Raw genomic sequence first — 11723 nt, 5'->3', positions numbered from 1 at the left:
GCAGTAATATGCATCTTTTTTGTCCTATTTTTCAAAAATAATTATTCTACAACGTTTCTTTCAAATGGATCATCAGAAATACCCTTTTCTAAAATATCTCTTGACCATTGTTTAGCAGAAAATAGAGAATGGTCGCGGTAATTCCCACAAGATTCAATAGTAGTGCCAGGAACATCCTCCCATTGAATATTATCGCGAATTTCTTCAAGTGCTTCCTTAAGAGCCTTAGCAACATCTGTAGTTGATGGGGTACCCCAAACTAAGAGATGAAAGCCCGTTCGGCAACCAAATGGTGAACAATCAATGTAGCCGTCAATGCGATCACGCAATAATCCAGCTAACAAGTGCTCGATAGTATGTAAACCTCCAGTAGGGATGGCATTTTCATTTGGCTGAACTAAGCGAAGATCAAAATTACTAATCTTGTCACCTTTTTTACCTTCTTCAACAGTAATTAGGCGAACATAAGGTGCCTTAACTTTAGTGTGATCTAATTCAAAACTTTCAACTTTACCCATAATAAATTTCCTCCTTATAAAAATATCTTTTATTTCCAAATTTTGTTAGCAGTATCAACGACTAATTTTATCTTTTTCCATTGATCAGCTTCGCTGAGAATATTACCTTCTTCTGTTGAGGCAAAGCCGCATTGTGTACTAAGCGCGAGGTTAGACAATGGAACTAATTTAGCTGCTTCATTAACTCTTTGAATAATTGCAGCAGGATTTTCTAACTGTCCATCTTTTGATGTAATTAATCCTAAAACAATTGTGACATCATCCCGGTTGTTCCAGATTGTTTTAATTGGAGCAAAATCTCCAGCACGGTCATTGTCGTATTCTAAGAAAAAGCGATCATAATTTAATTGCGCCAAATACTTAGCAATTGGTTCATATCCGCCTGAAAAAAGAAACGTAGATTTAAAATTACCACGACAGATATGTGTAGCAACAGTCAGATCATCTGGTAGATTTTCTAGTGACTTATTAATTACATACACCGAATCTTCCGCTAATTGAATATATTTTTCATGTTCCTTAGGATAATTTTTGGATTCGTTCAATTTACTGATTAAAAAAGCCCAAGTTGTATCATCAATTTGAAGATAGCGACAACCTAAGTCGTAAAAATGCTTGATTGTTTCATGGTACGCTTTAGCCAGATCATCAAGATAAGCTCGTTTATTATTATAAAAATTAGGCCAATTATCTGATCGGTTATCTCTAAAAAGCAGTGTAGGGGATGGGATAGTTTGTTTAGGAGTCACATTAGTATGCTCTTTAACAAACTCAAACGCTTTAAAGAATGGATGCTCGGGATTATAAGCTACTTTGCCAGCTAATTCTGCATTATCTGTTCTAGTTTTAGCGCCATGGAACTTGTAGCTTTCGTGATAATCGTATTTTTTAACGCCAGTTAAGCCCCATAAAAAATCAAGATGCCACCAACTGCGACGAAATTCGCCATCAGTTACAGCTTTTAAGCCTAAGTTTTCTTCTGTATGAATTAACTTTTCAATTTCTTGGTTTTCTACTTGAGTTAGTTCAGCTTGCGAAATATCTCCGTGATTAAATTTATCTCTAGCCTGTTTTAATTCTTCCGGTCTTAAAAAACTACCAACAATGTCAAAATGTGCTAATTCTGTCATAGTAATCTACCTCTTAATTTTAACTAAATTTTTCACTTAAATGTTTTTTGAGGATCCACTAACAAGAGGGATCATATTTAAGTAGCGCATTCGATTAAATACCCGTTCGTTAAAAATAATATTCTTATTTTTCATAATGATCCCTCCTTTGACAAAAAATAAATCGGCAAAAGAAAAAGCGTCCTTAGTATAGCTATTACACTACACTAGGGACGCTTAATACGTGTTACCACCCTATATTCAAACCAATTTCACAATCAGTTCCTTAATAAGTACTCCAAAATATGGAAGACTCAGACGTGATAACGTACGTCAATCGTAAATTGCTTACTTTAAATAGCTCGCATTTTAATTTAGCTCCAAGACCATCTTCTTCACTCTAGCAACATCGGCTTACACCTGTTCCGACTCTCTGTGAGATGCATTAAGTGCTTACTCATCTTTTCTAAGCTTTAATTAATTTTGTTGTCATAATACTACAATGACTAAATAATAATGTCAAGAATATTTATAAAAATTATTCAATTTCAGTATCTACATCATCTTTTTGATTATTAAAGATATTCCAATCTAATTCACCAGTACGCTTAGCAGTAATTACACCAGCGACCATCGAATCATTAACATTAAGAGCAGTTCTTGCCATGTCAACGATTGGGTCAATAGCAATTAAAACTCCAAGTACTGTAACTGGCAGGTTAAGTGCTCCAAGTACCATTAAAGTAGTAAATGTTGCACCGCCACCAACACCGGCAACGCCGAAACTTGAAATAACATCAATTACAACTAAGGTTAAGACAAATTGCCATGAGAAAATATTAACTCCAACAAGGGGAGCAGTAATTGCTGCAACCATCGATGGGTAAATACCAGCACATCCATTTTGACCAATAGTTAAACCAAAGCTAGCGGCGAAATCGGCAATTGTGTCGCTAACGCCCATTGATTCACGTTGGGTACGAACATTAAATGGCAAACTACCACCACTAGTTCTGGAAGTGAAGGCAAAAACTAAAACTGGCCACGCCTTCTTAAAGTAAGTAATAGGATTAATTCCATTAATTAAAAGTAAAACAGCGTGAACAATAAACATAACTATTATTGCAACATAAGCGGCAACGATGAAGACCAATAATTTGCTCATTGTTGCGAAACTGTTAGTTGCAGTAGTTCTAGCAATTAGAGCAAAGATTCCGTATGGAGTGAGTTCGAGTACAATTTTAACTATCCGCATGATAACTGCACGTAATGCTTGAATACCACGTGCAAAGGTAGCAGCGACTTCAGCTTTTTCTTTCTTAATTTGTAAGAATGCAATTCCGACAAAGATAGAGAAAACTACAACTGCAATTGTACTAGTTGAACGCATTCCTGCAAAGTCGGCAAAAATATTTTGCGGGAAAAACGAAGTAATTTGTTGCGGTAAAGTTAGGCCTTTCAATTGTTCTTGATGGTCCTTAATTGCACTAAGAGCAGTTGAAGAAGCAGTCATTCCCTTAGCAAAGCCAGCTCCGCCTAAATTAAAAATTGCAACACTGCTAAAGCCCAGGAATGAAGCAACTGCAGTAGTTCCTAGCAAGATAGCTAAGACACTTGTAGCAATTTTTCGGATTTTAGTAGTCATTTTTAATTGCGTAAAGGCACCAACTAATGAAACAAAGATTAGTGGGATAACCAACATTTGTAATAAGGAGACATACCCATCTCCAACAATTGAAATCCAATCAATACTATTTTTTACAATCTCGTTTTTGGCACCAAACATTAATTGAATAGAAACTCCAAAGACGATTCCAACGACTAATGAGAGAAATACTAGCTTGGTAAATCCCCAATTCTTTTTATGTAAGTAAGCCATGCCAGCTAGAATAGCGACGGCTACTAAAACAATGAGAGTAGTTTGCAATTTATTCAACCCCGATTCTAAGCAAACAAAAAAGAGCCATTGGCCTAGTGCCAACAGCTCTTGAGAAAAATCATAGTTATAACTTTGAAAAGCTAGTTTCTAACTAGAGAAATTCCTGAAGTGAACTAATGACTGTACGCCAAATAATTGCCAAATTTTTTGACAATTACAACAACAAGAATTTGCTTGACGTACATTAAACATAATCATTAGCTCCTTTCTTACTTTTCACAAGTTATAATATCTTATAACTTACTTTTAGTCAACAATTAATCTTAAAAAAATAATATTCCATAAATATATATTATGCTAAAACAGTATATAAAATATTGTATATAAACATTGAAAGCTCTTTCTTTAGTAGGTATAATCAACTTGAGAGTAAATAAGTTTTATGAGGTGAAGTAAAATGGCAGAACCTAAATGGTTAAAAGATTTAAAAGAAGAAGATTATCTTAAAGAAGATTTTGATGCGACTGGTAAATCACGCTACACTGTTGAAGGTATAGACAAAAATGATCCAGAGTGGTTAGATAAGGCAGCTAAGAAAGTTAATGCAGCTGAAGGTGATGACTATGTAAAGCTGGATGCTGGTCTTCTTACGGTTAATCAAATTAATTGGATGCTCCGTCGTACGTTTGGCGAATTGACTTATGTTGATGATAATAACCAATTTTTATGGTATAACAAGCCAACTGATCCAAATAAAAAGATGCTTGCTGGTCGTACTCCAGACCAAGTTGGTGATACTATGGGAGCAGTTCACCCTCATATTCGTAATGTTATTCCTGAAGCTAAGAAAGTTATCTATGCTTTAAGAAATAAGGTAGATGGACACGATGAAGTTAAGATGCCAGTGCCAAATGGTAATCGTCATAAGTTGATTTTGCATGATTATAAGCGAATTGAAGACGAAGATGGTAACTATATGGGAACTTATGAATGGGTACAAGATATTTATCCATTTGTAAAATATTTCTGTGAAACTACTGGTCAAAAGCTGGTAGATGATCCTGACGCAACCACTGGCGCAACTTATAAGAAAGATGAAGTTGATACTGCAACTAGTGCGTCTAAGTACGAAGAACACGTAGAAGAAAAGAAAGAAGCAAAACCTGATACTAACTCTGGTGCTTCGGAATATTAGTTGAATAATTTTTAGATTTTAAAAAGCCTACTTTTTTGAAGTAGGCTTTTTCTTTTGCTTGTATGTAGATAAGGAGTAACTGCTAAAGGGATGTCTATTAACTAATTAGTATGATGAAATATCACATCAATGGTAAATACCAATTGATAAAATTTGTATTGTTAAACAGTATTGATACGTAATGTTTTTAATTAAACTGATGGATGAAATATATTTCAGTATTTGACAAGAATTTTTGAACAAGTGAAATAGAATTCTTAAGTGCTGAAATCGCTTTCTTTAATAGACTGGGAGCGGTATAAATAATGTGTAAGCTAGCTGAGAGGAAAAACAAGGAAAAGTTTTTCGAGATATATCTTATAAAAGAGAATCACAAAAGGGAGTAGAAACTGTATGACTAAAGATAACCGTAAGTTTTCAGTTGTTATTGCTGGTGGTGGTAGTACATTTACACCAGGCTTTGTACTGAACTTATTACAGAATCAAGATAGATTTCCATTAAGAAAGTTAAAATTCTACGATAATGACGCAGAACGTCAAAAGAAAATTGGGGATGCAGTAGCAATTATTATGAAAGAAAGAGCTCCAGAAATTGAGTTCGAATATACTACTGATCCTAAGGAAGCATTTACTGATGTTGATTTCGTTATGGGTTCAATTCGTGTTGGTAAATACCACATGCGTAGTTTAGATGAGAAAATACCATTGAGATATGGAGTTAATGGACAAGAAACTACAGGACCCGGAGGAATGGCATACGGTCTTCGTTCTATTCCAGCAATTATTCAAATTATTGACTGGATGGAAGAATATTCACCTAATGCTTGGATGATTAATTATTCTAATACTATTGCCATTGTTGCTGAAGCATGTCGTCGACTTCGCCCACATTCAAAAGTTATTAATATTTGTGATATGCCAATTGATATCATGACAAGAATGGCACAAATTTGTGGCTTGAAAGATTATCATGACTTAGATTTCAACTATTACGGCTTAAACCACTTTGGTTGGTGGAAAGGTGTTTGGGACAAGAAGACTGGAAAAGATTTAATGCCAGAACTTAAGAAATACGTTTCAAAGAATGGTTACTGGGTAGGCGGTGATTTTGATAAGGATACTGAGCCTAGCTGGGAAGCAACTTTTAAGAAAGCAGCTGATTGCTATGCTTTGGAACCAAATACTTTACCAAACACTTACATGCAATATTATTACTATCCACAATATGAAGTTAAGCATGCAGATCCGCATCATACTCGTACTGATGAAATTCGTGAATATCGTCAAAAGATTGTATTTGGTGAGTGTGAACGAATCGTTAAAGAAGGTACTGCCGAAAATAATATGTGGGATCGTAACGCAACTCACTCAGAATATATTGTTGATATCTGTCATGCAATTGCTTATAACACCGGAGAAAAGTTCTTAGCAAATATTCCAAATAATGGTGCTATTTCAAATATGGATCCTGATTCAATCGTTGAAGTTCCTTGCTTGTTTACCTCACATGGCGTTGAACCAATGGCAACTGGTAAAGCTGGAATCTTCCAAAGAGGCTTGATGATGGAACAACAAACTTGTGAAAAACTAGTTGTTGATGCATACGAACAACACTCATATGAAAAGATGTGGGAAGCATTTGCACTTAATAAGACCGTTCCAGATGCACTTGTTGCTAAGAAGATACTTGACGATATGATTCCAGAAAACAAGCCTTACTGGCCAGAACTGAAATAGGAATTTAATAGATAAACGATTTATTAAAGGGGGACTTGTTAATGCTGTGGTTTAATAGGTCCTTCTTTTTGTGAGGTGAATGAATTATGATGCAGAAACTACAAAGATTTGGGGCGGCAATGTTCGTACCTGTCTTGCTTTTCTCGTTTGCCGGTATTGTGGTAGCTTTAGGAAGCTTATTTAACAATGCGACAATTTTTGGATCATTAGCTAATCCTACGACTGGTTGGTATAAAGTTTGGGATACAATTTCCGCTGGTGGTTGGACTGTATTTAATCAAGAATGTCTATTATTTGTTGTTGGATTGCCAATTGGACTAGCAAATAAATCACGCGGACGTGCTGCAATGGAAGCTCTTATTACTTACTTGACTTTCAACTATTTTGTTGGAGCTATGCTAAGTCATTGGGGTGCTTTCTTTGGAGTACCAAACTTTAATAAGATTCAAATTACTGCTAATGCGACTAACGGTGGTTTAACTGAAATTGCCGGTATTAAGACACTAGATACTAATATTGTCTTCTCCCTAATTATTGCTGGTATTGTTGTTTATCTCCATAATCATTACTTTGATAAGAAATTACCAGAATGGCTAGGTACTTTTCAGGGGTCAACTTATGTTTACTTCTTAGGGTTCTTTGTAATGATCCCAGTTGCATTTTTAACTTGTTTAATTTGGCCTAAAGTTCAATTAGGTATTAACAGTATGCAACACTTTATTGTAAGCAGTGGTTTTGTAGGAATTTGGATTTATTCATTTTTGAACCGTGTATTAATTCCTACCGGACTCCACCACTTAGTATATATTCCATTCCAGTTTGGACCAGCCGTGGTTGCTGGTGGACTTCAACCATATTGGTTAAAGCACTTAACAGAATATGCTGCAAGTACAAAACCTTTATCACAAATTGCTTCTGTAGAAGGATTTCAACTTTACGGTAATGAAAAAGTCTTCTTAGTACCATTTATTTGTTGGGCTTTCTATGCAACCGCTAAGAAGAATAAGAAGAAACAAACCTCAGCATTGCTTATCCCAGCTGCACTAACTTCTGTTTTTGCTGGTATTACTGAACCTATTGACTTTACTTACTTGTTTGCTGCCCCAGTACTCTGGATTGTATATTCAGTTATGGCTGCTACTATGAATACGGTTATGTGGTGTTTTGGTTTAAGAGGACTTATGTCAGATGGTGCAATTGGTATTGCGTCAATGAACTGGCTTCCACTTTGGGCAAATCACTGGCACATCTATGTAATGCAATTTATTGTCGGAATTGTATTCGGTCTTCTTACTTACTTTATTTTTAAGATAATGATTGAAAAATTTAACTACGTAACTCCAGGCCGTGAAGCTGATGATGAAGATGTTAAATTAATCAATAAGAAAGAATATAAAGAAAAGATGGCTCAACAAAAGGCGGCTCAACAAGCTACTGGTGTCGATGCTTCTGATCCATATATTGCTAGAGCACAAGCTTATCTAGAATTATTAGGTGGACCAAACAATATTGAAGAATTATCGTCATGTGCTACTAGATTACGTGTAACTGTAAAGGATCCAGATAAGTTGGGATCAGATGCTCAATTCAGAGCTAATAAAGCTGTTAATGTTGTTCACCATGGTAAAGCTATTCAAGTGATTGTTGGTCTTGATGTTGCGCAAGTCTTAGAAAGAATGCAAACATTAATTGAAAAAGCTGGTCAAAGTACAAAGGTAAGTCAAGAACAAGATCCAGAAGTTGAACAAGCTATTGGATTTATTGATCTACTTGGTGGTAGTGATAATATCAAGAAATTAATATCGTGCTCAACTAGAATTAGGGTTGAAGTCTATGATCTATCTAAAGTTGCAGATGATGCTCACTTTAAAGATTTAGGAGCTCATGAAGTTACTCGTAGAGACAATGAGATTGATATTGTTATTGGCTTAAATGCAGATAGTATTGTTGATAAAATGAAAGAAAATATGTAGTACTCCAAACGCTTTTTAGACTAGTCTTATGTTATTCTAGTAGTGTAATTATGATAGCATTTACATTACTGGGGAGATTAATGTAACAATGACTGACTTGAAAAGACGCGTTTGGGAAAAAAACGGAGAGTTAAGTGAATCTGAGAAAGAGATTGTTAGATTCTTATTTTCAAATTCAACATTATGTAGCCATTTGAGCTTAGCAAAACTAGCAAAAAAATTGTATGTTTCAGAATCTTCTATTTTTAGACTGTGCAAAAAAATAGGTTTATCAGGCTACAGTGAATTGCGGTTTGAATTATCAGATTTAACTCATGAAAAGAAAATGAATACGATTGATATTGCAACTGAAGTAGAAAATGCAAGTCAAGAGGTGCTGAATTACTATAACACGTTAGACTTAGAAAAGGTTTTTTCTGATATTGAGCGCGCAAATACGATTTATTTATATTCAACAGGTTGGTCTCAAGAGTTAATAGCAAAATATTTGGCTCATGAGTTATTCATAATCGGGAAAAGAGCTGTAATTCTTCCATCGGCAATTGAAGAACTAAGAATAGTAAGTAGACGGGCCGTAGAGGAAGATATGCTGTTTATCATTTCTTATAGTGGTGATAATATTCAAATCCGCGATGAAATAAGTAAGATAAAACTTTTGAATAACAAAATAACGACAGTATCATTTACAACCTTGCGCCCAGCAGAGTTGATCTCATTAGTAGATTATAGTTTTTTCTTCCGTACCTTGAAGTTTAAAAAATTTTCTGGAGGGGAAGAAGAGGCTACCAATGACGCCTTTAGTCCTGCGTATACTTTCATTGACCTTTTGATTGCTAAGTACTATCAGTGGGAGGAACAAAAAGGAGAGTTAGATAATGTGGACTATGACGAAGAATAAAGTAACTGATTTTTGTGATCAGATTATGGAACGACTACGGTTAAATATACGTTCTATTTTGAAGTGGTACTCAATTATTCTACTTGTTGCTCCGCTACTTTTTTGGGGACTGCTTGAATTTAGAGTTGTAATGACGAAAGTAAGTTTGGCAGATATGTTTCATAGTCAGCCCACGATAGCTGTTTCCGTCATTGTTGCCATTACTGATTTTCTTTTAGGATATTATTGCTGGATAAAGAAAGATAAGTTAGTCAATAGTACCAAAGAACTAAAAATTTTTTGGATTTGTCAGTGTTTCTGTCAGTTGCTAGTAGGCAATATTATTTGTTTTCTATTAAGTCTTTTTGGCTTACGTGCTTTACATAGTTTTAAAGTTACAGACAGAGCAATAGCGTATTTTAAGACAACTATTATCATCAGTACAGTATTGTATGTTTTGTGTATTCTTTTGCTGGGTTTAATTGGATTAAAAGATTTAAGAGGTTAGAGAAATGTTTAATTTTTTTAAAAAGAAAAATAAAGGATTAGAAGTAGATGCCGCTGTTGATGGTGAATTAATACCAATTACCGAAGTAAAAGATGATGTGTTTTCTACTAAAATGTTAGGCGATGGTTATGCTATTAAGCCTACTAGTGGAGAAATTCATTCACCAGTAGAGGGCGACATATCTACTTTATTTCCTACTAAGCACGCTATTGGTATTAAGACCAAAGAAGGATTAGAAATCCTTGTACACTTAGGAATTGATACAGTGGAGTTAAATGGGGCACCTTTTAAGATGGAAATTCAAAAGGGAGATCATGTTACTCCTGGTCAGTTGCTTGGAACAATGGACTTAAAACAAGTTACTGATAGCGGTCGCGATGATTCTGTAATTGTTGTTTATACTAATATGGATTTAATTGAATCTATTACTCCAGTTCAAAAAGGATCTATTAGTTCTGGTGATAAGGTACAAATAATTACCTTTAGGAAAAATTAGACTTTAGTTTAAATACAAAAGACACTCATGACTTAATTTTTTATAGAGTCATGGGTGTCTTTTAACTATCTAATTATTTTTAATAAATTGTTTTAATTCTTCTTGAGAAAAATATGCACCATAATCATCAGTTAATTGTTTTAATATGAAGTCATTACTAGCATTTAATTTTCTACTGAGGTTAATCATCTTCTTAATGGCATCAATTCGTTCTTCTTCTTTACCATTTTTTTCGCCGACATATCGCATGTCATCAAGTTTCATTTGATAATCCATGAGTTCTTTCCTTCTTTCTGGATTGGTTTTGTATTTCTCAACATCGCTTTGTAGCTTTTGAATAAAGCTATCATTTGTATTAATTTTACCACGCATTAGATCGAAAAATCCTTGGAGACGTGGCGTGATTTTTCCTTTTGTTCCACTTGCATTAAGTAAAATTAATTTTTGACCAATATTTAGTGGATCATGTTTGAATCCCTTGGTGTTCCAAGTCGTATCATAGCGATACTGATCAAGTCCGAGAGGATCAGTTGGCAGAATTAAAATTAAGTACGTAGTAGGCAAATTGCGATAATTTTCACCTTGCATAAACAGACTTTGATCCATCATTGAAAAATAATACCGCATTCGCTTTCCTAAAAAGTCTGGCAGAGTCATTTGTAATTCAATATCAAAGACTCGGCCCTTGTCGTCTGTAGCGTAGATATCTGGAATAATGCCATGCATAGCAGGATGAAACTTTAATCTTTTCTGCGTTTCAAAACTAGCAGTTTGAATATGCAATTCAGGTGCAATTGCCTGCAAAAGATCGCGGCAATTAGTTCCTTGTTCCATAACCCAGCTAAAGATCGGATCAGCAGTGATATCTGCTTCATCAACGCGCTTTCAAGCTCCTTTTTGTTCATAGAACGCTCCTTTAAGTGTATTAGAGAAAGATCTCTAATTTAAATTACGCAAAAAGGAGTTTTATTTTTTGAAAAAGATGCATCCCTCAAATATTTAAGGGATGCAGTAATCTATTTAGTTTTTTCTTGTAATAAATCACGAATTTGACGAAGATATATTTCTTCATTAGTTGGTGTTGGATCGTCTTCTTCAGTTTCTTTTTTAGGCATCATTTTATTGACTAATTTAATTAAGAAGAAGACAACCAATGCGATGATTAAAAAGTTAATAATTGCATTTAAGAAGCTACCATATTTGAATGTGGCTTCACCGACAGTAAATTTCAGATTTGATAAGTCAATCTTACCAATAAATAATCCGATGAGGGGATTAATTAAGTCTTTAACTAATGAATTTACAATTGCGGTAAATGCTGCACCGATAATAACTCCGACAGCTAAGTCCATCATGTTACCACGAGAAATAAATTCTTTGAATTCTTTAATCATTTGCTTTTCCTTTCTAAAAAAGTAGCTATTAATTAAA

General features: G+C 34.6%; 11 protein-coding genes. 6 read left to right on the top strand and 5 right to left on the bottom strand.

The window, feature by feature from the left end:
* Positions 1-41 precede the first annotated feature (41 nt).
* The 3 genes from AB5359_RS07660 to AB5359_RS07650 form a co-directional block, all read right to left on the bottom strand.
* Entirely contained in the window at positions 42-518 is a 477-nt protein-coding gene (locus AB5359_RS07660) for an S-ribosylhomocysteine lyase (RefSeq protein ID WP_003651528.1), read from the bottom strand.
* A 29-nt stretch (positions 519-547) separates the two neighbouring features.
* On the bottom strand, positions 548-1648 hold the full coding sequence (locus AB5359_RS07655; RefSeq protein ID WP_048686005.1) for a vitamin B12 independent methionine synthase: 1101 nt from the start codon (positions 1646-1648) through the stop codon (positions 548-550).
* A gap of 517 nt (positions 1649-2165) precedes the next feature.
* Complete coding sequence (locus AB5359_RS07650; RefSeq protein ID WP_048686007.1) at positions 2166-3554, bottom strand: L-cystine transporter; 1389 nt, start codon at positions 3552-3554, stop codon at positions 2166-2168.
* A 409-nt stretch (positions 3555-3963) separates the two neighbouring features.
* Between AB5359_RS07650 and AB5359_RS07645 the strand changes: the two genes are divergently transcribed.
* The 6 genes from AB5359_RS07645 (at position 3964) to AB5359_RS07620 (ending at position 10292) form a co-directional block, all read left to right on the top strand.
* Positions 3964-4701: a PAS domain-containing protein gene (locus AB5359_RS07645; RefSeq protein ID WP_048686009.1), complete on the top strand. Its 738-nt coding sequence runs from the start codon at positions 3964-3966 to the stop codon at positions 4699-4701.
* A 393-nt stretch (positions 4702-5094) separates the two neighbouring features.
* On the top strand, positions 5095-6438 hold the full coding sequence (locus AB5359_RS07640) for a 6-phospho-alpha-glucosidase (maltose-6'-phosphate hydrolase) (protein WP_020807588.1): 1344 nt from the start codon (positions 5095-5097) through the stop codon (positions 6436-6438).
* A gap of 86 nt (positions 6439-6524) precedes the next feature.
* The gene (locus AB5359_RS07635; RefSeq protein WP_048686011.1) at positions 6525-8411 is read left to right on the top strand and encodes an alpha-glucoside-specific PTS transporter subunit IIBC; all 1887 of its coding nucleotides are present in this window, start codon (positions 6525-6527) and stop codon (positions 8409-8411) included.
* Positions 8412-8499: 88 nt separating this feature from the next.
* Positions 8500-9309: a MurR/RpiR family transcriptional regulator gene (locus AB5359_RS07630; RefSeq protein WP_020807590.1), complete on the top strand. Its 810-nt coding sequence runs from the start codon at positions 8500-8502 to the stop codon at positions 9307-9309.
* Entirely contained in the window at positions 9287-9796 is a 510-nt protein-coding gene (locus AB5359_RS07625) for a hypothetical protein (protein WP_020807591.1), read from the top strand. Before AB5359_RS07630 ends, AB5359_RS07625 begins: the two co-directional genes overlap by 23 nt.
* Before the next feature lie 4 nt (positions 9797-9800).
* Complete coding sequence (locus tag AB5359_RS07620; protein WP_020807592.1) at positions 9801-10292, top strand: PTS glucose transporter subunit IIA; 492 nt, start codon at positions 9801-9803, stop codon at positions 10290-10292.
* 69 nt (positions 10293-10361) lie between these two features.
* On the opposite strand, the gene AB5359_RS07615 is transcribed toward AB5359_RS07620, so the two are convergent.
* Both AB5359_RS07615 and mscL read right to left on the bottom strand, forming a co-directional pair.
* Positions 10362-11126 carry an Rpn family recombination-promoting nuclease/putative transposase gene (locus AB5359_RS07615; protein ID WP_231589373.1) on the bottom strand — a complete coding sequence of 255 codons (765 nt, stop codon included), beginning with the start codon at positions 11124-11126 and terminating at the stop codon, positions 10362-10364.
* Positions 11127-11308: 182 nt separating this feature from the next.
* A complete protein-coding gene (gene mscL / locus AB5359_RS07610; protein WP_020807594.1) occupies positions 11309-11686 on the bottom strand; it encodes a large-conductance mechanosensitive channel protein MscL in 378 nt (125 codons plus the stop codon).
* Positions 11687-11723: the final 37 nt, after the last annotated feature.

The sequence above is a fragment of the Lactobacillus sp. RTP31084st1_F9_RTP31084_210423 genome, from assembly GCF_040919545.1.
Classification (GTDB): Bacteria; Bacillota; Bacilli; order Lactobacillales; family Lactobacillaceae; genus Lactobacillus; species Lactobacillus paragasseri.
The sequence above is the reverse complement of the archived record's forward strand: the minus strand, read 5'-3'. Positions and strand labels throughout refer to the sequence as shown.